Genomic DNA, 21,353 nt, shown 5'->3' on the forward strand with positions numbered 1-21,353 from the left:
AGAGACACCGGTGGAAAATTATTGCATGGTCTGCAAAGATTGACCGTGCACGGGGGAGGACCATTGGGGCTTCGGGAACGCAAGAAGCAGGCCACGCGCCGCGCCCTCCAGGACGCGGCCGTGCGCCTGACCCTGGAGCGCGGTCTGGAGAAGGTGACGGTGGAGGAGATCGCGGCCGAGGCCGACGTCTCCACCCGGACCTTCTTCAACTACTTCGCCACCAAGGAGGAGGCGCTCCTGGGCGACGTCCCCGGGACCCCCGACGAGGAGGCCCGGCGGGAGTTCGTCGTCGGCGGTCCCACCGGCGACTTCGTCGAGGACCTCATCACCGTGCTGATCACGTCCCTGGTCAGTACCGACGACCTCGCCACCCGGCGCGAACACATGCGCCTGCGCAAACAGCTCATGGAACGCGAGCCCCAGCTCGTGCGCGGTGTACTCGCCCGCTTCCACAACGTGGAAACGGAACTCGCGGCGGCCATCGCCGAGCGGACCGGGGCCTCACCCGAGGACGACCACCCGCTCCTGGTCGCCGCGGCGGCCATGGCCGTCATGCGCCACACCATGAGGCGTCTGCACTTCTCGGAGACCGAGGAGACCGCGGACGTCCGCGCCAAGATCCAGGCGGCCTTCCGCCACCTGGGCGAGGCCTACGGGCCGTACGCGTCCACCGACTGACCGGGGCATCCGCACCCCCTCGCGGGGACAGGCAGGCGAACGGAGCCCCATGCCCACCACCATCAGCCGCACCAGGCTGCGCTGGATCTTCCTGGCGATCATCCTGACGATGCTGCTGGCCTCCCTGGACCAGACCATCGTCGCCACGGCCCTGCCCACGATCGTCGGGGAGCTCAACGGCCTGGAGCACCTGTCCTGGGTCGTCACCGCGTACATGCTCGCGGCCACCGTCGGCATGCCCATCTACGGCAAGGCCGGGGACCTCTTCGGCCGCGGCCGCGTGTACGTTTTCGCGATCGTGGTCTTCCTGCTGGGCTCCGTGCTCGCCGGGATCGCCCAGGACATGACCCAGCTCATCCTCTTCCGCGCCCTCCAGGGCGTCGGCGGCGGAGGGCTCATGATCAGCGCGCAGGCGATCATCGCCGACGTGGTCTCGCCCCGTGAGCGCGGCAGGTACATGGGCGTCATGGGCGCCGTGTTCGGGGTCTCCTCGGTGGCCGGGCCGCTGCTCGGCGGGTTCTTCACCGACCACCTCGACTGGCGCTGGATCTTCTACGTCAACCTGCCCCTGGGCGCGGTGGCCCTGGTCACGGCGGCGACCATGATCCGCCTGCCCCGCCCCGAGGGGCCCCGGCCCAAGCTGGACCACTCGGGCACCGTGCTGCTGGCCGCCACCAGCGTGTGCCTGGTGCTGCTGACCAGCTGGGGCGGCGGCACCTACGACTGGGCCAGCCCGCAGATCCTGGGCCTGGGCGCGGGCGCCGTCGTGGCGGCGGTCCTGTTCGTGCTGGTCGAGCGGCGCGCGTCCGAGCCGATCATCCCGCTGCGCCTGTTCCGCGACCGCAACTTCGTCCTGACCGCGCTGATCGGCGTCACCGTGGGCATCGCGATGTTCTCCGCGGTCGCCTACCTGCCCACGTTCCTGCAGATGGTCAACGGCGCCACCGCCACCGAGTCCGGGCTGCTCATGCTGCCCATGGTCGCGGGCATGCTCACCAGCACCATCACCACCGGGCGCCTCATCTCCACCACCGGCCGCTACAAGCACTGGCCGGTGATCGGCACCGCCGTCACCGCGCTGGGGCTGGTCCTGCTCTCGCGCATGGACGCCGACACCCCCTACCTCTACAACGGGTCGGCGATGCTGGTCCTGGGTCTGGGGGTGGGCATGGTGATGCAGAACCTCGTGCTGATCGTGCAGAACTCCGCCCCCCGCCGCGACCTGGGCGCGGCCACCTCGGCCAACAACTACTTCCGCCAGATCGGCGCGTCCTTCGGTATCGCCGTCTTCGGGTCGGTCTTCATCTCCCGGCTCAACGAGCGGATGGCCGAGGCGCCGGGCGGCGGGCCCTCCTTCGAGGGCGGTGAGACCGGGATCAGCTCGATGACCCCGCGGATGCTCCAGGAACTCCCCGAGCCGGTGCGCGAGTTCATCGTCGGGGCCTTCGCGGGCGCCCTGCCGCCGATCTTCCTCTACGCGGTCCCGGTCGCCCTGGCGGGCTTCGCGCTCTCCTGGTTCGTCGTGGAGAAGCCGCTGTCCACCACGGTCGGCGGCGACCGGGAGACCGGGCGCGAGGAGAGCGGGGCCGCCTCCCGACCCTGAGTCCGGTGTGTCCCACGTCTCAGGAACCCCGGCCGTCCCCGCGGCCGTCCAACCCCGGGACACCCGGGGACTCCGGCCCCTCCGAGGGCTCCGGGGGATGTCAGGGGAGGCCCAGGGCTCTCCCGGATGGGAATCGTCGTGGGCGGAGGGCAGGGTGGAGACATGAACGAGAGCTACCAGAACAAGCGCTTCCGCCGCAGTGGCACCGACCGCTACCTGGCCGGTGTGTGCGGCGGTGTCGCCGAGTTCCTCAACGTCGACTCCACCCTCGTCCGCCTCGTCTTCGTGGTCCTGACCGTCCTCGGGTTCAGCGGGGTCTTCGTCTACATCCTGGCCTGGCTGATCATGCCCGCCGCCGACGAGAAGCGCTCCCTTCTGGAGCAGATCATCCGCAACTTCCAGGGAAAGCCGAGTAACGACTGATGTGGACCCTTCGAGCACACCCCGACTGGGAACGCCGCGAGCTGCGCACCCCGCGGGAGGAGCGCGAGCCCGAGGAGGCCCGCGAGTCCCCCGCGGAGTGCGGCGCGGAACGCTAGGGCGTTCGCGCGACCGCCTCGCGCCCGGTGCCTAGGCGCTCTCCCCGGTGGCCTCCATGTGCCTGATGGTCTCGCCCGCCATCCGCGACCACGGGACCGACAGGAGCGCCGCGCAGAGGACGCCGAGGGCGCCGGCCGTGACGATGACCGGACCGGTGCCGAAGTACTCGGCGAAGAACCCGGCGAGCAGGATGCCCACTCCCTGGGCCGCCTGGAGCCCGGCCGCGACCAGACCGAAGGCCAGGCCGCGACCCTCCTTGGGCACGCACAGCACGAACGCCGCGTTGGCCACGAACTGGTAGGAGCCCGCGACGCCGCACAGCGCCAGGGCCGCCACCATCAGCCACAGCGGCGGCCCGACCAGCCACAGCAGCAGCGGCAGGCAGGTGAGCACCGCCAGCGGCCCGAGCAGGCGCATACGGGTGGGCGGAGGGATGATCCGGGTCAGGACCAGGCCGCCGACGAAGGCTCCCACGGAGGAGCCCGCCATGATGAACCCGGCGGCGGCCGCCCCGGCGCCGATCTCGGCCGCCATCGGGTTGGCCAGCCCGTAGGGGATGCCGTACAGGCCCGCGAGCCAGGCCAGCAGCGCCAGGGTGCGCAGCCTCGGGTCGCTGAAGACGAGCTTGGCGCCGTCGCGGGTCATGGCCAGGAACCCGGGGCGCTCCTCCCGCTCCGTCAGAGGTGAGGGCCGTGCCCGGACGCCCAGCAGCACGACCAGGGCGGACAGCACGAACAGGATGCCGGTCGACATCACGGTGACGTTCGGGCCGACGAAGGAGACGATCAGGCCGCCCGCCACCAGGCCGGCCAGGATGCCCAGCTGCGAGGTGAGCTGGATGATCGCGGTGCTCGCCACGTAGCGCTCGCCCTGGATGATCTCGGCCAGCATCGCCGCGCGCGCCGCGGCGAAGGGGATCGAGGGCAGGACCGAGCAGAACAGCAGTATCCAGATGGCCCAGATCGGCATGCCGGGAATGCCGATGAGCACGATGACGGCGGCGCGCGCGAGGTCGCACGCGATCATGACCCGGCGGCGCGGGAAGAGGTCGGCGAGTCCGGCGATCAGGGGGCTGACGATCGGTGGCAGGAAGGTCAGGGCCAGGGTGACACCCGCGGCGAGCGCCGACCCGGTCACCTGGAAGACGAGGACGCTGGTGGCGATGTTCAGCAGGTTCGTGCCGATCATCGACAGGGCGTGCGCGAGCCAGACGGAACGGAACTCTCCGATCGCCATGACGTCGCGGTAGCTGCTACGCCAGTCGTCGTTGCTGGGGGCGCTCGAGGACTCGTGGTCCCCGTTGTCAGGTGTGTTGTCGAGGCGCGGATTGGCCACCCGGCACTCCCTTACTCGTTACAGGGTTGTAATCACGCTGTGTCGTGTCCCAATGACCAACCGTTCCGGAAGGTGAGCTGCATCGCAAGCGGTTGCGGGTAATTCGTGTCTGATTCGTTGCTGTGGGTGAGGAATGCGGAGTTGGTTTCGGCGGTGTTCCCCGCTGTGGCGGAGGATTGTTTCGACTGGGCGGAATTTCGTGTCAGGAATTGCCGGAGTGCCCCACATTGTCGGACGGAAAAAGTCCGTCGGCTTATCCCCAGCCGAGCTCGGACAGGCGGTCGTCGTCGATGCCGAAGTGATGGGCGATCTCGTGCACGACGGTGATCCGCACCTCCTCCACGACCTGCTCGGGGGTCTCGCAGAACGCGCAGATGTTGCGCCGGTAGATGAAGATCTGGTCGGGGAGCACCCCGAAGTAGGCGTCCCCGCGCTCGGTCAGCGGGATGCCCTCGTACAGCCCGAGCAGCCCGTCCGGGGACTCGTCCTGGACGCTGATCACCACGTTGTCCATGAGTCCGGCCAGTTCGGGCGGGATCTGGTCCAGGGCGTCGGCGACCAGTTCCTCGAAGTCCGCGCGCGTCAGTTCCACCACACACGCCATTGTGCTGCCTGGCCGCCGTCCCCGGGAAGCGACATAACACTCTGGAAGGGGAGGAAACATTGGGAACGGCCTCCCACGACGGCATGATGGGGGGGTGTTGTCTTGGGAAGCGATCCGCGGGTACGACTTTCGCGGGGCCCTCCGGCGGCTCCGCGGCGCCTTCGACCGACTGCGCGCCGGACGCGCGTGGCGCTGGGGGTGTGTCGTCGCGGCGGGTCTGGTCGGCGGCTGGCTGGGGCTGGCCCTGGGCGGCCAGGTCGTCACCCCCATCGGCCCCGCCGACGTCACCCTGGCGCTGAGCCCGCAGTGGCACGGTGAGACGGTCGTCAACGTCGCCCCCCTGGGCCAGCTGGCCTTCGACACCCACAGCGCCCCGCTCAAGCTCGAGGCGACCATCTCCGACATCCGGCTGTCCGCGGCCCAGGAGGCCTTCACCGACCCCGAGGCGATCAACCGCATGGCCGCGGGCATCGGCTCGGACCTGCGCGCCGGCGTGACCGACCTGCTGGTGCGCGCCGTGCTCGCCGCCGTCCTCGGCGCCGCCGTGATGGGGCTGTTGCTCTTCCGGAGCCTGTGGCGGTCCCTGGCCAGCGCGGGCGTGTCCCTCGCCGTCCTCGTGGGCTCGGGGGCCGTCGCAGCCCACACGTTCAATCCCAGCGCCATCGCCGAGCCCCGCTACACGGGTCTGATCGCGGGCGCACCGCAGGTCGTGGGCAGCGCCGAGGAGGTGGTGGGCCGGTTCAGCCAGTACCAGGAGCAGCTGGCGGGCCTGGTCGGCAACGTGGCGATGATCTACGAGGCCACCTCGACCCTGCCCGTCTACGACGAGGACGAGTCCGTGATCCGCGTGCTGCACGTGTCCGACATCCAGCTGAACCCGGCCTCGTGGAGCATCATCCGCACACTGCTGGACCAGTACGGCGTGGACATGGTGGTGGACTCCGGGGACCTCACCGACCGGGGCAGCGCCGCCGAGGACGTGTTCGCCGACGAGATCGGCAAGCTGGACGTCCCCTACGTCTGGGTGCGCGGCCAGCACGACTCCATGGGCACCCAGCGCGCCGTGGAGGCCCAGGAGAACGCCGTGGTGCTGGACGGCGACGTCCGGGAGGTCGGCGGGCTGACCTTCTACGGCTCGGGCGACCCGCGGTACGCCCCGGACGCCACCCGGCTCAACCCCGACGCCGCGGGCGTGGCCGCCCAGGGCGAGGAGGAGGCCGGGGAGGTGATCGGCTCCCGCGAGGAGGTCGACGTGGTCCTCATGCACACCCGCACGCAGGCCGAGGGCTTCGACGGGGTGGTGCCGCTGGTGCTCACGGGCGGCGAGCACGTCCGGTCCACCTACCTCACCGACCTCGGCACCCGGTTCCTGGTGCAGGGCTCCACCGGCGGCGCGGGGCTGAGTGGCCTTGATCACGGATCCGGCCGTCCGACGCCCTACCAGGCGTCGGTGCTGTACTTCGACGCCGAGACGGGTCGCCTGCAGGCCCGCGACGACATCGACCTCGGCGGTGTGGGACTCACGTCCGCGCAGGTGGAGCGGCACATCGAGGCCGACCCGCAGCGCCCGGTGGGCGAGCCCGCCGAGAGCCCCTCCGAGGAGGCCGAAGAGCCCGCCCGCACGCCCTGACCCAGCGTGTTCGCGCAGGTGGCGGCGGGGTCGGGCGCGCGGGGTAATCGCTTTGGTGTTGGTCGGGAATCTCCCCTATGCTTGACCTGTCACACGGGCCCCCATCGTCTAGCGGCCTAGGACGCCGCCCTTTCAAGGCGGTAGCGCGGGTTCGAATCCCGTTGGGGGTACGAGGCGGTTCGAGCACTGTCAGACATCTGGCAGAATGAGAACCGCGACAGAGCGCCAGGCCAGCGGCCGGGCGCCACAACAGAACAAGGTCCTGTGGAGCAGTTAGGAGTGCTCGCCACCCTGTCAAGGTGGAGGCCGCGGGTTCAAATCCCGTCAGGACCGCCGTCGCCGAGTGATCGGCGAGCGCGGCTAGGTAGCTCAGTTGGTACGAGCGTCCGCCTGAAAAGCGGAAGGTCGGCGGTTCGACCCCGCCCCTAGCCACCCACTGTGAGCAGCACGAACGCCCGGAAGCCGACAGGCCCCGGGCGTTTCTCGTTGTGCGGGACGGCCGCGCACCGGGGCCCGGCGGTGCGCGGCCGGTCGTTCGCGCGCACGGACACGGAGTCGCGCATGACGCGACGGACGCTGACGGAGGACCGTCGGGGTCCCGAGCCGTGGGCGGTCATCGACGAGGCCGCCTTCCATCCAGCAACCGAACCGGAGCCTCATGCGGCACACGCGAAGGGTCGCGCCGGACGGCAGCTCCGGGTTGGCTTGCCGGTAGGCGTCGGCATCACACCCCCACGGGTCCGGGGCGCCATGAGAGCCGTGCCCGGCCTGCTCCACCTGGTCAGCGCCCTCCTGCTGAGCATGCTCACCGCGACGGTCCAAGGCCACGCTCTGTGGGCTCTTCTGAGCGGAGCGTCGGCGGTCTGCACCGCTGTCACGAGCGTCCGGTGGCACCGCTGGACGCGTCGGGAGCGGGGACCTCCGCCCCATGACGAGAGAACCTCCTCCCCTGGCGGGTGACTGCCCCTGTGCCTGTGAGGAGGCTCTCGCCCCGGATGCCTCCTCGGCTCCGACGACGGCTCAGTGCGCGGAGCCAGTCGTCGTCCACCAGGCGGTCCTCCCAGGTCCAGGTGACGATCTCCACGCGGTTGCGCGGGCCGTGCCGGGCGTTGACGCAACCACCGCCCCCGATGTCCCTCGTGGCGGGCTTGCTGCTCACCGGGGTGTACGTGTTGCTCAGAACGCCGCTGTGACCGGTGCTGCGGGCAGTCCTGGAACAGCCCCTGGGCCGGATGGCGCTGGGCCACCTGGTGGAGCCGCCCCCGCTGCGCGTGGTGACGGCGGCCACGGCGCCCGGGCGGGGTGTCGGATAGGGTCCGGAGCCGTGAGCCACGTGACCGCCGCTGACGGAACCCGGATCTGGTACGACGCCCTCGGGCAGGGCGACCCCCTGCTGCTGTTCAACGGCCAGTCGCTCGACCACGGGATGTGGGACGGCGTGTACGAGGAGCTGGCGCGGCACCACCGGGTCGTGCGGATGGACTTCCGCGGCACCGGCGGCAGCGACGCCCCCCTGGAGCGGCCCTACACCCTCGAACTCTTCGCGGAGGACGCCTTGGCCGTCCTGGACGAGCTGGGCGTGCGGCGTGCGCACGTGTACGGGTTCTCCATGGGCGGCAAGGTGGCCCAGACCCTGGCGGCCGGGGCGCCCGAACGCCTGGGCGCGCTGGTGCTGGGCGCGACGGCCCCCGGAGGCGCCCGCGAGGTGGAGCGCCCCCGGTCGGCCACCCTGGCGCTGCGCCAGGCCAGCACGGCGGCGGGCCGGGAAGCCGTCGCCGGGCTGTTCTACAGCCCCGAGTGGGCCGCGGCCCACCCCGAGGCGGTGACCCGCGTGCTGCCGCGCGGCCCGCTGCGCGCCCAGCGGCTGCACTTCGGCGCGAGCAGCGGGTACGACGGCTGGGACCTGCTGCCCTCGGTGGCGGCGCCCACGCTGGTGGTGCACGGCGAGGACGACGTCCTCACCCCGGTCGGCAACGCCGTCCTGCTGGCGGAGCGGATCCCCGACGCGCGGCTGCTGGTGCTGCCCGGGATGCGCCACGGCTACGTGCACGAGGACGCGGCCAAGGCCACCCGCGAGGTCCTCGACTTCCTGGCGGGGCACCCCCTCTCAGCCTGACCACAGGGAGCGGATCAGGCCGGTGGCCTCGCCGCGCACCGCGGTCTCCTCCGGGGCCTGGTTGGGGTCGGCCGCGCGCAGCTCCGCCGCCCGGTCGAGCAGCCGGACGGGGTCCTCCGGGGTGTGCCGCAGGAAGGGCGGGAGCACCCGGGCCGCGAGCAGGGACAGGGGCGGGGGGAAGGTCAGGGAGACCTGGGCCAGGATCAGCGCCGTCACCGCCGCGTCCAGGTCGGGCTCCCCCTCGCGGGCGTTGGTCCAGTCGATCACCACCGGTCCGGCGGGGGTGATCACGATGTTGTCCGGGTGCAGGTCCAGGTGCAGGAGGCTGCCCCGCCCTGAGGGTGAGGGCAGCCGGTGCAGCGCGGCGTGGAGGTCGGCCAGGGTGCGCCCGGCGGCCTCCGGGTCGGTCTCGGAGACCATGGTCGGTCCGTGGAGGCGCTCCATCACCAGGTCCGGGCCCTCGGCGCGGTGCACCGCGGGGACCGGGAAGCCGTGCGCGGCGGCGTGCCTCATCAGCGCGGCCTCCCGCGCGCAGCCCCGGCCGTCGCGGTTGCGGCGCAGCACGGTGTGCTCGTCGAGGGCGTAGACGTCGGCGTCGCGCCCGGAGGCCAGGAGCGGGGGGTTGCTCATGGCGTCAGACTAGGCCCGGCGGCTTTCGGGAGCCTTACGGCAGGGGCGGAGGCGGCGGGAAGTCGCTGCGGAGCCGCTCCAGCATGCGCCGGTCGCGCTTGGTCGGCCGCCCGGCGCCCCGGTCGCGCCGGATGACGGGTCCGGCCGCGTGCGGCGGCGGGGCCGGTGTCCGGTCCACGTAGCAGCGGGTGGCGATCGGCGCGCCCACGCGCTTCTCGATGACGTGGCCCACGTCGATGACGCGGGTGGTCCCGTGCAGGCGGACCCGGACCTCGTCGCCGGCCTTGACGGCGGTGGCGGGTTTGGCCGGGCGGTCGTTGACGCGCACGTGCCCGCCGCGGCAGGCCTGCGCGGCCTCCGAGCGGGTCTTGGCCAGGCGCACGGCCCACAGCCAGCGGTCGACCCGGGTGCTCTCGGGGCCCGAGGGCAGAGGGGCCGAGGACTCGTTCACCGGGGTTCCTCTCGTGTTTCCTGGGCGTTGGAGCCACTCTAGGCGGCCGTCGGTACGAAGTACTCCAAAGTCGCGCTAGAGTTGGAAACGCAGCGAGGTCCTGTGGAGCAGTTAGGAGTGCTCGCCACCCTGTCAAGGTGGAGGCCGCGGGTTCAAATCCCGTCAGGACCGCATGACGAAGGCCCGGTGTCCCCGTGACGCCGGGCCTTCGGCGTTCCGCGACACGGAAGGGCGAAGCGTTGGGATACCGGTACGCCGTCGAGCGGGCCGACCGTGCGGATCTGGCGAGCGGGCACGTGCTGCGGTCCGCTCCGGGCTTCCCGGGCTTTCCCGTGCGCCTGGCCAGCGAGCTGTTCCAGAGGGCGATGGTGCACACGGGGCGCGAGACCGTGCGGCTGTGGGACCCCTGCTGCGGCAGCGGGTACCTCGCCACGGTGCTCGGCCACCTGCACCGTGACCGCCTCACCCACGTGCGGGCCACGGACGTGGACGCCGACTCGGTCGCCCTGGCCGCGCGCAACCTGCGGCTGCTGACCGCGGAGGGCCTGGCGGAGCGGGAGGAGGAGCTGCGCCGGTCGGCCCGGGACTTCGGCCGGGTGTCCTTCGTGGAGCGCGCCGAGGCCGCCCGCGACCTGGCGGCCGGGCTGGCCGCGGCGGGCGGGGACCTGCCGCACGAGGCGGCGGTGGCGGACGTGTTCACCCTGGAGGGGGCCGTTCCGGCGGACCTGGTGGTGACGGACGTGCCCTACGGCGAGATGACCCGCTGGGAGGGCGCGGTGCCGGGCGACCCGATGCGGGAACTGCTGGCCTCGCTGGGACGGGTGCTGCCCGAGCGCGCCGTGGTGGTGGTGACCGCCCGGACCCGACGGGTCGCGCTGCCCGAGGGCGTGCGTGCGCTGGAGCGGGTGCGGGTGGGCAACCGCGCGGCGGCCCTGGTGCGCGCCCGGGACGTCGCGCCGTAGACCGGGGGATTTGCCCCGTCACGGTGTGGGATGCGTGACATTCGTCGCAGAAGAGGCATATTCGTGAGCAGGCACGGCGGAGGCCCGCGGTGCCCTCCCCGCACAGCGGCTTCCGGGCGCGCACGTGCCGTCCGAGCGGTCTTCTACAGCGGAGGCGGCGCGTGTGCCGCACCGCGTGAGGGGGTTCATACATGAGCACCACCACCGACGGCGCCGACGCGCGCGCCACCGGACTCCTGGAGGCCCACCGGGACGTCCGCCGCGCGCACCGCCTCGCGGTCACCCGCCAGGCCTCCTCCGTTCTCCTGGGCCGACCCGACCAGGTCTTCTTCGAACGTCTGCCGCTGGTGGCCCGGGCGGTCGCGGAACTGCCCTGGGGCCCCGTGCGCACCGGACTGCGCGACTTCTGCGAACACGCCGCCACCACACCCGAGCCGCTGCTGCGCGAGCACCACGCGGAGGTGTTCGGCCCGCCCCCGGAACGGCCCCTGTGCCTGGCCGGTGACGGCGCTCCCCCCAGGGAGGAGCTCGCCGCGGCCTACGCCGGGCGGACGGTGCCCGGGGGGCGCGAGCCCGACCACCTGGCGGCCGTGCTGGAGCTCGCGGCGCGCTCCGACGCGGGCGAGTTCCTCCTGCTGCGCCTGCGCCCCGGGCTGGACCTGCTGGGCGAGGCCCTACGCGACCGCGGCACGCCCTACGCTCGGGTCGTGGACGCCGTCCGGGCGTCCCTGGCCGGGGACCCGCTGGTCCCGCCGCAGCGGACCGACACCGACGCCGTCGGCTGAACGGCGGGAAGGAGAACCGCGACCATGGAGCTGTTCCCGGATTTTCCGTTGGACTCCTGGTACGACACCAAACAGACCCTGCACCGCTTCGAACAGATCGTCGGCAAGGTGCGCCTGCACCACAGCCCGCGCCGCAACCACTGGTGGCACGTGCCCTTCCACCTGACCGGGAACGGGATCACCTCGCGTCCCATGGGGATGGTGGACGGCAACCCGGTCTTCACCGTGGACTTCGACTTCGTCCGCCACCAGCTGGTCGCCTCGACCCTGGACGGGGGCACGGCCTCCTTCCCCCTCCAGGGCAACAGCGTGGCCTCCTTCTACCTGCGGTTGCAGTCGGCGCTGGACAGCCTGGGCGTGGACGGCGGCATCCCGCTGGCCCGGCCCTTCGACCTGCCCGACGCCGACCGGCCCTTCAGCCAGGACCACGAGCACGCCACCTACGTCCCCGAGCACGCCACCCGGTACTGGCAGGTGCTCAGCCAGGTCAACCTGGTGCTGGAGGAGTTCGCCGCGGGCTTCTCCGGCAAGACCAGCCCCGTGCACCACTTCTGGCACACCTTCGACATCGCGGTCACCCGTTTCTCCCCGCACCCGGTCCCGCAGCCGCCGGAGGCGGGCCAGCTGGTGCGCGAGGCCTACTCGCGGGAGGTGGTCAGCTTCGGGTTCTGGTTCGGCGACGACGACATCCCCGAACCCTGCTTCTACTCCTACACCGCGCCCGAACCCGAGGGGCTCACCGACCAGCCGCTGCGCCCGGACGGGGCCGAGTGGGTGGCCAGCGGGAACGGGCACCTGGCGCTGCTGCGCTACGCCGACGCCCGCAAGGCCGCCGACCCGCGCGCCACCGTCCTGGAGTTCCTGGAGAGCGCCTACCGGGCGGGGGCGGGCCTGGCGGGCTGGGACATCGCCACGCTGGCGTGCCCGGGCGGGGTCACCGACCCCCACCCGGGCGCCCGCTGACCCCGCCCTGGGGCCGGCGGGCCCTCCTCGTCCCTCCGGCCGACGGCACCGCCCCGGGGCGGTGAGGGGCGCCTCCGGTGACCGGGGGTGACCACTCCACGGGGTGTACACGGGCGTTATGTATGGGAACGTGGAGGTCGGCCCGTGCATGACGTGTGCGCGAACACAGGGGGAGTGCCATGGACCTGAAGGTCGTCGACGTTCCGGAGCGGTCGCGCTACGAGGTGAGCGCGGACGGTGAGGTGGTGGGGTTCTGCGCCTACCACCTGATCGAGGACGGCGTGTACGCCCTGCCGCACGTGGAGGTCGACCGCTCCGTCGAGGGCCGCGGCGTGGCCAGCCGCCTCATGGGCGAGGCCCTGGACGACATCCGCCGCCGCGGCCTGCGGGTGGTGCCCATCTGCCCGTTCGTGCGGGCCTACATCCGCAGGAACCCCTCCTACGCGGACCTGGTCCACGAGGGCTGAGCCCGGAGGCGCGAGGGCCGGGGCGGGAGAACGGCAGCGCCCAGGTACCTGCGATCGCTGAGCCCGGGGGCGCGGGGTCCCGGCCCGGCCGCCGGGCCGGGAGCGGCGGGGAACACGGTAACGGGTGCATCACCATCCGACCACAGCACACACGCGGCGGTGATTCCGCGCACTTCAGGGGTATGTGGGGGCGGTTGTCCTTCTTTGGAGCAAAGGAGCCCCATACCCGTGTTAGTCGCAGACGCAACTCCCACCCTCGACGCGCGCCTGACCGAGGCCATCGGAACGTTCAACAACGACTTCTTCTGGTCCTGGGTGCTGATCCCGCTGCTGGTGGCGGTCAGCCTGTACGTGACGGTCCGGACGGGCGTGGTGCAGATCCGCATGCTCCCGGAGATGTTCCGGGTGCTGCGGAGCCAACCCGAGACGGCCCCGGACGGCAAGAAGGCCGTCTCCTCGATCCAGGCGTTCATGATCTCGGCCGCCGCCCGCATCGGCACCGGCAACATCGTCGGCGTGGCCGTCGCGATCTCCCTCGGCGGCCCGGGCGCCGTCTTCTGGATGTGGCTGATGGCGATCGTCGTCGCCGGGGCCAGCTTCATCGAGTCCACCCTGGCCCAGCTGTACAAGGTCCGGGACTCCACCGGCTACCGGGGCGGCCCCGCCTACTACATGGAACGGGGCCTGGGCCAGCGCTGGATGGGCATGCTGTTCGCCGTCGTGCTCATCCTGACCTTCCCCATGGTCTTCAACGCGGTGCAGAGCAACACCATCGCCGGTGCCGTGGCCAACTCCTCCGAGAACCTCGGCGCGGCCCCGGGCACGTGGCTGTCGGTCGTGGTGGGCGTCGCGGTCGTGGCGGTCACCGCCCTGGTGATCTTCGGCGGCGTCCGCCGGATCGCGCGCACCGCACAGGCCCTCATCCCGGCCTTCGCGGCGATCTACCTGGTCATGGGCCTGGTCATCGTGGGGATGAACATCGACCAGGTCCCGGCCATGTTCGTGCTGATCTTCGAGCACGCCTTCGGCATCCGCGAGTTCGCCGCGGCCGGTCTGGCCACGGTGATCATCCAGGGCGTGCGCCGGGGCATGTTCTCCAACGAGGCTGGCCTGGGCTCGGCCCCCGTCGCCGCGGCCAGCGCCTCGGTCAGCCACCCCGCCAAGCAGGGCCTGGTGCAGAGCCTGGGCGTCTACTTCGACACCCTGGTGGTCTGCTCCATCACCGCCTTCATCGTCCTCATCGGGTACCAGGAGGGCACCGGCGAGCAGCTGGAGGGCGACCTCACCCAGCTCGCGGTGACCGCCGCGCTGGGCCCGTGGGCGCTGCACCTCATGACGCTGATCATCGTCCTGGTGGCGTTCACGTCGGTGCTGGGCAACTACTACTACGGCGAGTCCAACCTGGAGTACCTCACCGCCAACCCGGGCGTCATGACCGGCTACAAGGTGGTCTTCCTCGTCGCCAGCTTCCTGGGCGCGCTCGGCTCGATCGACCTGGTCTGGACGCTGGCCGACACGACCATGGGCATGATGGCGCTGGTCAACCTCATCGCCATCACACCGCTGGCCGCGATCGCGGCGCGGCTGCTCAAGGACTACACGGACCAGCGGCGCCAGGGCATCGACCCCGTCTTCACGCGGGACCGCCTGCCCGGCCTGCGGGGAGTGGAGTGCTGGGAGCCCGAACGGACGGAACCCGCCGCCGCGACGGACGAGGTCTCGTCCTGACCCGTACCGGCTGACCCGTACCGGAGCACCCGGCTGTGTGGGGCGGAGGGGAGTACACCCTTCGCCCCACACGCATCACGAGCCCCATTCCGTGATGAAACCCCTCAGGTGATGCGTTTTCGTGCGTCCGTGTTCTTTCGGTCACGGCGAATAATCGCTAGTGTTCTGGGTCACAGTTGTGGCGGCCCGTGTGTCTCTTCGAGGGAGTCCGATGTCCATCGTCTCAATCGAGCCCGCCACCGCCGAGCGGTGGGAAGACCTGGAGAACCTGTTCGGACCGACCGGAGCGTACGGGCACTGCTGGTGCACGTTCTTTCGCAGGCGCGCCAAGGACCACACGGCGAGCACCTCCTGCGAGCGCTCCAGACGCGGTGTGGACAACAAGGAGGAGTTGCGTCGTCTGACCCTGGAGGGGCGGATCCCCGGCCTGCTGGCCTACGACGAGGACGGCCCGTGCGGCTGGGTCTCCGTGGCGCCCCGGGAGGACTTCATCCGGCTGTCGCGGTCGCGCTCCCTGCGCCCCGCCGACCCCCACGAACCCGGGGTCTGGGCCCTGGTCTGCTTCTGGCTGCCGCCCCGGCGCCGCCGCCGGGGGCTGGGCAGCCGCCTGCTGGACGGGGCGATCGAGTACGCCCGCACCAACGGCGCACGCGTTCTGGAGGCCTATCCGGTGGACACGGCCGGGGGGCGGGCGCCCAGCGCGGAGGTCTACACCGGCACGGTGGAGATGTTCCGGCGGGCCGGGTTCACCCTGGCCAGCCACCACGCGAGCGAGCGGGTCGTCGCCCGCCTGGAGCTCAAGACGGAGTGACGGAGTAGCCTCCGCCCCCGATTCCCCGATCCCCCGATCCCCGCAACCGGTCGCATCCCGACCCCCTCCCCGCCGCCGGTCCCCACAGCCGGTCGCGTCCCGGTCCCCCTCCCGTCCGTTCCAGGCCCCGCCAGCCCCTTGGGCACCGAGCGGGGCCTTCGCCGTCTCCGGGACCCGGTCGCCCGGGTACCCCCGCCGGGTATGGTGGCCGAAGGGCGGGGCCGCCGTCCGGCGCGCCTCCCCGGGGGATCCGGGGCGGTGGTGTGGCCTGGAGGAACGTGCTCTCGTGGCTGTTGGGTTCCCTGTGTCCGGTGATGCGGGTGGTCATTTGACATCCAGATACCCCTAAGGGGTATATTGGCGGTATCGGAGGACGGTCCACGGGGACCGGTACACCACATACGGCCCAGGAGGCGAAATGGCTGCCACCACCACCGCTGTTTACACCGTTGACGGCATGAGCTGCGGACACTGCGTCAACTCCGTCACCGAGGAGGTCAGCGGGGTTCCGGGGGTCACCGACGTCAAGGTCGACCTCGACAGCAAGAAGGTGACCGTCACCAGCGAGGGGCCGCTCGACGAAGCGTCGGTCCGCTCCGCCATCGACGAGGCCGGGTACGAGGTCCGCGACTGACCCGGGCGCGGCCGCGGGGACCGGCCCCGCCGGGCCCCGCGGCGCCGTCCCGGGGCGGCCGGCCGCCGCCGCGCGGCGCTGTCGCCACCCGGTGCCCGCCACCACACACTGTCGAGGACATCCGAGCACGTCCGGGGGATCCATGAGCACCACGAAGGCCACGGCGGCCGACGCCCCGTCGGTCGAACTGCTGATCGGCGGGATGACCTGTGCCGCCTGCGCCAACCGGGTCGAGAAGCGGCTCAACAAGATCGACGGCGTGACCGCCACCGTCAACTTCGCCACCGAGAGGGCCCGGGTCGTCTTCGACGGCGAGCCGGTGGCCGCCGACGACCTCGTCGCCCAGGTCGAGAAGGCGGGTTACACCGCCAGCGTGCCCCGGCCCGAGGCCGAGACCGCCGAGACCGTCCTCGGCCCGGAGGACCCCGTGGCGTCCCTGCGCCGCCGCGCCCTGGTGTCCCTGGTCCTCTCGGTGCCGGTGGTCGCGATGGCGATGATCCCGGCGCTGCAGTTCGCCTACTGGCAGTGGGCCTCCCTGGCCCTGGCCGCGCCCGTCGTCGTCTGGGGCGCCCTGCCCTTCCACGTCTCGGCCTGGAAGAACCTGCGCCTCGGCACGGCCACCATGGACACCCTGGTCTCCATGGGGGTCTCGGCCGCCTTCCTGTGGTCGCTGTACGCGCTCTTCCTGGGCACCGCCGGAACCCCGGGCATGACGCACCCCTTCGAGCTGACCATCTCCCGCACCGACGGCTCGGGCAACATCTACCTGGAGGTCGCGGCCGGGGTCACCACCTTCATCCTCCTCGGCAAGTACTTCGAGGCGCGCTCCAAGCGGCGCGCCGGGGACGCCCTGCGCGCCCTGCTCGAACTCGGCGCCAAGGACGTCATCGTGCTGCGCGACGGCGCCGAGCGGCGGATCCCGGTCGGCGAGCTGGTGCCGGGCGACGCGTTCGTGGTCCGGCCCGGCGAGAAGATCGCCACGGACGGCACGGTGGAGGAAGGCACCTCCGCCGTCGACATGGCCATGCTCACGGGTGAGTCCGTCCCCGTGGAGGTCGGCCCCGGAGACGCCGTGGTGGGGGCCACCGTCAACGCGGGCGGGCGCCTGGTGGTGCGCGCCACCCGCGTCGGCTCCGACACCCAGCTCGCCCAGATGGCCCGCCTCGTGGAGGAGGCCCAGAACGGCAAGGCCCAGGTGCAGCGCCTCGCCGACCGGGTCTCGGGGGTCTTCGTCCCGGTGGCCATCCTCGTCGCGCTGGGCACACTCGGCTTCTGGCTCGGCACCGGCGCGCCGGCCTCGGCCGCCTTCACCGCGGCCGTCGCGGTGCTCATCATCGCCTGCCCCTGCGCCCTGGGCCTGGCCACCCCCATGGCCCTCATGGTGGGGACCGGGCGCGGCGCCCAGCTCGGCATCCTCATCAAGGGCCCGGAGGTGTTGGAGACCACCCGCGGGATCGACACCGTCGTGCTGGACAAGACCGGCACCGTCACCACCGGCCGGATGACGCTGACCGGCGTGCTCCCCGCTCCCGGAGAGGACGAGGAGAGGCTCCTGCGCCTGGCCGGGGCGCTGGAGAACGCCTCCGAGCACCCCGTGGCCCAGGCCGTCGCCCGGGGCGCCGCCGAGCGCGTGGGCCCGCTGCCCGGGGTCGAGGACTTCGCCAACGCCGAGGGCCTCGGCGTCCGGGGGACCGTGGAGGGCCACGCCGTCCTGGTCGGCCGGGCCGCGCTCCTGGAGGAGCATGGCACCGACCTGCCCGAGCCGGTGCTGCTGGCGCTCAAGGAGGCCCGTGCCGAGGGCGGCACCGCGGTCGCGGTGGCCTGGGACGCCCGGGCCCGGGGCGTGCTGGTGGTGGCCGACACCGTCAAGCCCACCAGCGCCGAGGCCGTCCGACAGCTGCGCGGACTGGGGCTGCGCCCCGTCCTGCTCACCGGCGACCACGAGACCGTGGCCCGCGCGGTGGCCGCCGAGGTCGGCATCGACGAGGTGATCGCGGAGGTGCTGCCACGGGACAAGGTCGAGGCGGTCCGGCGGCTCCAGGACGAGGGCCGCACCGTGGCCATGGTCGGCGACGGGGTCAACGACGCAGCCGCGCTGGCCCAGGCCGACCTGGGACTGTCCATGGGCACCGGCACCGACGTGGCCATCCAGGCCAGCGACCTGACCCTGGTCCGCGGCGACCTGCGCGCCGCCGCCGACGCCATCCGCCTCTCGCGCCGCACCCTGGGCACCATCAAGGGCAACCTGTTCTGGGCCTTCGCCTACAACAGCGCGGCGATCCCGCTGGCCGCGGCCGGGCTGCTCAACCCCATGCTCGCCGGAGCGGCCATGGCCTTCTCCAGCGTCTTCGTGGTGACCAACAGCCTGCGGCTGCGCCGCTTCCGCGCGCTGGCGGCGGACGCCCGGGGCCCGGCGGCCTGAGCCCCCGGCCCGCCCGCCCCGGTCGCGGTCCCGGGGCGGACGCGGTGGGGGAGCGCGCGCGGCGCCGGGCGGGCCCCGAACCGGTGCCCCTGCGTGCACGCTCGGGGACGCAGCGGAGCAGGAAAATCCGGCGGCGAAACCGCAGATGACGGCGGCTGACTCGGCGAACGCGGCACAACCGGGTCTCGCGCCCCGCGGGGGAGTCCCGCTAGGGTTGCGCGAGGCTGCACGGTCCGGGCCCAGTCTCCGTACCGTACGGCCGCCCCGTCCGGGAACCCCCGGCCCCGCTGCCCCCGGCGCCCGCCCACGACCCCCCGACGTGAAGAACGGACCCCAGCCCGTACCCGACCGCACCAGCCGAGGTCCCCCGTGTCTTCTGGATGCCCCCGCGCCGCACTGCACCGCACCGAGCCGCACCCCGACCCCTACGCCGTCTACGCCAAGATGCGCGCCGAGCACGGGCCGGTGGTCCCGGTCGAACTCGAGCCGGGCGTGCACGGCTGGCTGGTCACGGACTACGCCACGCTCATCGCCTGGTCCCGGGACACCACCACCTTCAGCCACGACTCCCGGCTGTGGCGGGACTTCACCGAGGGACGGGTCGACCCGGACTCCCCGCTGCTGCCGATGATGGCGCCCCGCACCAACGCCCTGTTCGTGGACGGCGTGGAGCACCACCGCTACCGGCGGGCCATCACCGACTCCCTCGGCGCCGTGGACACCGAGCACCTGCGCCGGATCACCACCCGCTACGCCGACCGCCTCATCGACGAGTTCTGCGAGCGCGGCAGCGCCGACGCCCTCAACGAGTACGCGCGCATGCTGCCGCTGCTGGTGATGAACGACCTCTTCGGCCTGGACCGGGAGCAGGGGGTGCGCTTCGTCACCGCCATGCGCAACCTGTGGCTGGGCGTGGAGGCCGAGCGGTCCAACGCCGAGGCCGAGCGGGTGCTGTCCGAGGTGGTCTCGGCCAGGCACCGCGCTCCCGGCGACGACCTCACCACCCGGCTGCTCCAGCACCGTGCCGCCCTGAGCGACGAGGAGGTGATCATGCAGCTCCTGCTCGTCATCGCCGCCGCCAACGAGCCGACCGCCAACCTGGTCAACGCGGCCCTGCGCTCCGCCCTCACCGACAGCGCCCTGACCGGCCCCGGCGCGCCCTCCCTGTCCGACGCGGCCCTGAACGACCTGGTGGAACGGGTCCTGTGGCAGGACCCGCCGATCACCAACTACCCGGCCATCTACCCGCGTGTGGACGTGCCCCTCGGCGACGGCCGGGTGGTCGAGGCGGGATCGCCCGTCCTCCTCGGCTTCGCCGCCGCCAACCACTTCTTCGTGCAGGAGAACGCCGAGCGCATGGCGGAGACCCGGAACCGGGCGCACGTGGCCTGGGGCGCGGGCCCGCACCGGTGCCCCGCCCGGGACGAGGCCACCACCATCGCCATCATCGCGGTGCGCGTGCTCCTCACCCGGCTCCCGGGGCTGCGCCTGGCGGTCCCGCCCCAGGAGCTGCGCTGGCAGCTGTCGGCGCTGTCCTGGATCCCCGTGCAGCTCCCCGTCGTGTTCGACCCCCAGGTGCCCCCGCCGTCCGAACCCCCGGAAGGAACCTCTTGGAGCCCGTCCGACTCGCCCCCGGAAACCTCCGCGCCCAGGCAGCCCACCTCCGTGAGCTCGGGCCTGTCATCCCTGTCGAACTTCCTGGTGAGGTTGCTGCGTGGGTCGTGACCACCCACGCGGCGGTCACCGAGGCCCTGGCCGACCCGCGCGTGCAGAAGGACAAGAGGCACTGGCGGGCCCTCAACGCCGGTGAGGTCCCGCCGGACTGGCCGCTGATCTCCTGGATCATCGCCGAGAACATGCTCACCAGCGACGGCGAGGAGCACACCCGCCTGCGCAAGCTGGTCTCCAAGGCCTTCACCCCGCGCCGCGTCGAGCGCATGCGCGGGGGAGTGGCCGACCTCGTCGAGAGCCTGCTGGACCGGGTGGAGGCCGAGGCCGCGGCCTCCGGGGACGGTGTGGTCGACCTCAAGGCGCTCCTGGCCCAGCCGCTCCCGGTGACGGTGATCAGCGACCTGTTCGGCCTGGACGAGGAGTCCCGGCCCCGGCTGGCGGAGCCGGTGCGCTCCTTCTTCGACCAGAGCGTCACCCCCGACCAGGCCATGGCGGCCTTCGCGGGGATGTGGGAGACGCTCACCGCGCTCGTCGCGGCCAAGCGCGCCGAACCCGGCGACGACCTCACCTCCGCCCTCATCGCCGCCCGCGACGAGGAGGACCGGCTCAGCGAGGACGAGCTGGTCTGGAGCCTGGTACTCATCATCAGCGCGGGCTACGAGACCACCGTGAACCTCATCGCCAACGCGGTCCGGGCGCTGGTCAACCAGCGGGACCAGCTCGACCTGGTGCTGCGCGGCGAGGTCGCGTGGTCCACGGCGGTGGAGGAGGTGCTGCGCTGGGACGGGCCGGGCGAGTTCGTACCGATGCGCTACACCACCGAGGACATCGAGTTGGCGGGGGTGGCCGTCCCGGCGGGGGAGGCCCTGCTGATGGGCTACGCCTCGGCCGGACGCGACGAGCGGCGCCACGGACCGACCGCGCACCTGTTCGACGTCACCCGCGAGGACACCTCGCACCTGGCCTTCTCCCACGGGCGGCACTACTGCCTGGGCGCGAGCCTGGCCCGCCTGGAGGCCCTCGAAGCGCTGCCCCGCCTGTTCGCGCGCTTCCCCGGGCTCGACGTCGCCGTGCCCGACGACGAACTGGTGCCGCTGCCGTCGATCATCGTCGCCGGGGTGGAGGCCCTGCCCGTGCGCCTGCGCTGAGCGGGTACGCGAACCGGTCCCCGGACCGGTCGCGGGCTGACACACCCGGTGCTCGCGGTCCCGCCGGATCAACGTCCTCCGACATGACCGGCGGGATCATCCCATTTCAGGGCGGCGTACCGTGAACCACGACGCCGGAGGTAGACACATACCACCGTGGCGGGGAGCGGCAGCG

The 21,353-nt window shown here is 72.3% G+C and carries 20 protein-coding genes and 4 tRNA genes; 19 read left to right on the top strand and 5 right to left on the bottom strand.

Annotated features, from left to right (window positions below; all coding sequences use genetic code 11):
• Positions 1-63 precede the first annotated feature (63 nt).
• The 3 genes from FYW95_RS06305 (at position 64) to FYW95_RS06315 (ending at position 2,704) form a co-directional block, all read left to right on the top strand.
• Positions 64-678, top strand: a complete 615-nt coding sequence (locus tag FYW95_RS06305) for a TetR/AcrR family transcriptional regulator (RefSeq protein WP_160050135.1) — start codon at positions 64-66, stop codon at positions 676-678.
• A gap of 49 nt (positions 679-727) precedes the next feature.
• On the top strand, positions 728-2,281 hold the full coding sequence (locus tag FYW95_RS06310; protein WP_159944883.1) for an MDR family MFS transporter: 1,554 nt from the start codon (positions 728-730) through the stop codon (positions 2,279-2,281).
• Positions 2,282-2,443: 162 nt separating this feature from the next.
• Positions 2,444-2,704, top strand: a complete 261-nt coding sequence (locus tag FYW95_RS06315) for a PspC domain-containing protein (RefSeq protein WP_159944882.1) — start codon at positions 2,444-2,446, stop codon at positions 2,702-2,704.
• A gap of 147 nt (positions 2,705-2,851) precedes the next feature.
• Here the strand turns inward: FYW95_RS06315 and FYW95_RS06320 are convergent, their stop codons facing one another.
• A complete protein-coding gene (locus FYW95_RS06320; protein ID WP_160050136.1) occupies positions 2,852-4,156 on the bottom strand; it encodes an MFS transporter in 1,305 nt (434 codons plus the stop codon).
• A 253-nt stretch (positions 4,157-4,409) separates the two neighbouring features.
• A complete protein-coding gene (locus tag FYW95_RS06325) occupies positions 4,410-4,760 on the bottom strand; it encodes a metallopeptidase family protein (RefSeq protein WP_159944880.1) in 351 nt (116 codons plus the stop codon).
• A gap of 97 nt (positions 4,761-4,857) precedes the next feature.
• On the opposite strand from FYW95_RS06325, the gene FYW95_RS06330 reads away from it, so the two are divergent.
• From FYW95_RS06330 to FYW95_RS06345, 4 genes are all read left to right on the top strand, one after another.
• Positions 4,858-6,390 (top strand): metallophosphoesterase family protein, encoded by a 1,533-nt coding sequence (locus tag FYW95_RS06330; RefSeq protein WP_159944938.1) that lies wholly within the window; start codon positions 4,858-4,860, stop codon positions 6,388-6,390.
• A 97-nt stretch (positions 6,391-6,487) separates the two neighbouring features.
• Positions 6,488-6,560: transfer RNA gene (locus FYW95_RS06335), tRNA-Glu, on the top strand.
• Between the two features lie 88 nt (positions 6,561-6,648).
• A tRNA-Asp gene (locus FYW95_RS06340) sits at positions 6,649-6,723 on the top strand.
• Between the two features lie 25 nt (positions 6,724-6,748).
• Positions 6,749-6,822, top strand: a tRNA-Phe gene (locus FYW95_RS06345).
• A gap of 442 nt (positions 6,823-7,264) precedes the next feature.
• Here the strand turns inward: FYW95_RS06345 and FYW95_RS06350 are convergent.
• Positions 7,265-7,549, bottom strand: a complete 285-nt coding sequence (locus FYW95_RS06350) for a hypothetical protein (RefSeq protein ID WP_159944879.1) — start codon at positions 7,547-7,549, stop codon at positions 7,265-7,267.
• Between the two features lie 165 nt (positions 7,550-7,714).
• Here FYW95_RS06350 and FYW95_RS06355 point away from each other — a divergent pair, with 165 nt between their 5' ends.
• Entirely contained in the window at positions 7,715-8,506 is a 792-nt protein-coding gene (locus FYW95_RS06355) for an alpha/beta fold hydrolase (protein WP_159944878.1), read from the top strand.
• Here FYW95_RS06355 and FYW95_RS06360 read toward each other — a convergent pair.
• Positions 8,498-9,136 carry a phosphotransferase gene (locus FYW95_RS06360; protein ID WP_159944877.1) on the bottom strand — a complete coding sequence of 213 codons (639 nt, stop codon included), beginning with the start codon at positions 9,134-9,136 and terminating at the stop codon, positions 8,498-8,500. The two genes, FYW95_RS06355 and FYW95_RS06360, sit on opposite strands and share 9 nt — an antisense overlap.
• A gap of 34 nt (positions 9,137-9,170) precedes the next feature.
• Complete coding sequence (locus tag FYW95_RS06365; protein ID WP_159944876.1) at positions 9,171-9,587, bottom strand: RNA-binding S4 domain-containing protein; 417 nt, start codon at positions 9,585-9,587, stop codon at positions 9,171-9,173.
• 96 nt (positions 9,588-9,683) lie between these two features.
• Here FYW95_RS06365 and FYW95_RS06370 point away from each other — a divergent pair.
• The 11 genes from FYW95_RS06370 (at position 9,684) to FYW95_RS06420 (ending at position 21,178) form a co-directional block, all read left to right on the top strand.
• Positions 9,684-9,758, top strand: a tRNA-Asp gene (locus tag FYW95_RS06370).
• A gap of 68 nt (positions 9,759-9,826) precedes the next feature.
• The gene (locus FYW95_RS06375) at positions 9,827-10,549 is read left to right on the top strand and encodes an rRNA methyltransferase (protein ID WP_159944875.1); all 723 of its coding nucleotides are present in this window, start codon (positions 9,827-9,829) and stop codon (positions 10,547-10,549) included.
• 191 nt (positions 10,550-10,740) lie between these two features.
• Positions 10,741-11,334, top strand: coding sequence for a nitrate reductase molybdenum cofactor assembly chaperone (locus FYW95_RS06380; RefSeq protein WP_159944874.1), 594 nt, complete (start codon positions 10,741-10,743; stop codon positions 11,332-11,334).
• Between the two features lie 24 nt (positions 11,335-11,358).
• Positions 11,359-12,297 carry a DUF5996 family protein gene (locus FYW95_RS06385; protein WP_159944873.1) on the top strand — a complete coding sequence of 313 codons (939 nt, stop codon included), beginning with the start codon at positions 11,359-11,361 and terminating at the stop codon, positions 12,295-12,297.
• A gap of 179 nt (positions 12,298-12,476) precedes the next feature.
• On the top strand, positions 12,477-12,764 hold the full coding sequence (locus FYW95_RS06390; RefSeq protein ID WP_159944872.1) for a GNAT family N-acetyltransferase: 288 nt from the start codon (positions 12,477-12,479) through the stop codon (positions 12,762-12,764).
• 228 nt (positions 12,765-12,992) lie between these two features.
• A complete protein-coding gene (locus FYW95_RS06395) occupies positions 12,993-14,492 on the top strand; it encodes an alanine/glycine:cation symporter family protein (RefSeq protein ID WP_160050137.1) in 1,500 nt (499 codons plus the stop codon).
• A 211-nt stretch (positions 14,493-14,703) separates the two neighbouring features.
• Positions 14,704-15,303 (top strand): GNAT family N-acetyltransferase, encoded by a 600-nt coding sequence (locus FYW95_RS06400; RefSeq protein WP_159944870.1) that lies wholly within the window; start codon positions 14,704-14,706, stop codon positions 15,301-15,303.
• A gap of 418 nt (positions 15,304-15,721) precedes the next feature.
• A complete protein-coding gene (locus FYW95_RS06405) occupies positions 15,722-15,937 on the top strand; it encodes a heavy-metal-associated domain-containing protein (protein WP_159945611.1) in 216 nt (71 codons plus the stop codon).
• A 142-nt stretch (positions 15,938-16,079) separates the two neighbouring features.
• Positions 16,080-18,359 carry a heavy metal translocating P-type ATPase gene (locus FYW95_RS06410; RefSeq protein ID WP_159945612.1) on the top strand — a complete coding sequence of 760 codons (2,280 nt, stop codon included), beginning with the start codon at positions 16,080-16,082 and terminating at the stop codon, positions 18,357-18,359.
• Between the two features lie 444 nt (positions 18,360-18,803).
• Positions 18,804-20,084 (top strand): cytochrome P450 family protein, encoded by a 1,281-nt coding sequence (locus FYW95_RS06415; RefSeq protein ID WP_160050155.1) that lies wholly within the window; start codon positions 18,804-18,806, stop codon positions 20,082-20,084.
• Positions 20,081-21,178, top strand: a complete 1,098-nt coding sequence (locus tag FYW95_RS06420; RefSeq protein WP_160050138.1) for a cytochrome P450 family protein — start codon at positions 20,081-20,083, stop codon at positions 21,176-21,178. Before FYW95_RS06415 ends, FYW95_RS06420 begins: the two co-directional genes overlap by 4 nt.
• Positions 21,179-21,353: the final 175 nt, after the last annotated feature.

The organism is Nocardiopsis sp. FR4, assembly GCF_009830945.1.
In the GTDB taxonomy this organism is placed as follows: domain Bacteria; phylum Actinomycetota; class Actinomycetes; order Streptosporangiales; family Streptosporangiaceae; genus Nocardiopsis.

Coding starts and splice junctions, on each gene's coding strand:
- FYW95_RS06310 (WP_159944883.1), top strand. CDS start 728: ATGCCCACCACCATCAGCCGCACCAGGCTGCGCTGGATCTTCCTGGCG.
- FYW95_RS06315 (WP_159944882.1), top strand. CDS start 2,444: ATGAACGAGAGCTACCAGAACAAGCGCTTCCGCCGCAGTGGCACCGAC.
- FYW95_RS06325 (WP_159944880.1), bottom strand. CDS start 4,760: ATGGCGTGTGTGGTGGAACTGACGCGCGCGGACTTCGAGGAACTGGTC.
- FYW95_RS06360 (WP_159944877.1), bottom strand. CDS start 9,136: ATGAGCAACCCCCCGCTCCTGGCCTCCGGGCGCGACGCCGACGTCTAC.
- FYW95_RS06380 (WP_159944874.1), top strand. CDS start 10,741: ATGAGCACCACCACCGACGGCGCCGACGCGCGCGCCACCGGACTCCTG.
- FYW95_RS06385 (WP_159944873.1), top strand. CDS start 11,359: ATGGAGCTGTTCCCGGATTTTCCGTTGGACTCCTGGTACGACACCAAA.
- FYW95_RS06390 (WP_159944872.1), top strand. CDS start 12,477: ATGGACCTGAAGGTCGTCGACGTTCCGGAGCGGTCGCGCTACGAGGTG.
- FYW95_RS06400 (WP_159944870.1), top strand. CDS start 14,704: ATGTCCATCGTCTCAATCGAGCCCGCCACCGCCGAGCGGTGGGAAGAC.
- FYW95_RS06405 (WP_159945611.1), top strand. CDS start 15,722: ATGGCTGCCACCACCACCGCTGTTTACACCGTTGACGGCATGAGCTGC.
- FYW95_RS06410 (WP_159945612.1), top strand. CDS start 16,080: ATGAGCACCACGAAGGCCACGGCGGCCGACGCCCCGTCGGTCGAACTG.
- FYW95_RS06415 (WP_160050155.1), top strand. CDS start 18,804: ATGCGCGCCGAGCACGGGCCGGTGGTCCCGGTCGAACTCGAGCCGGGC.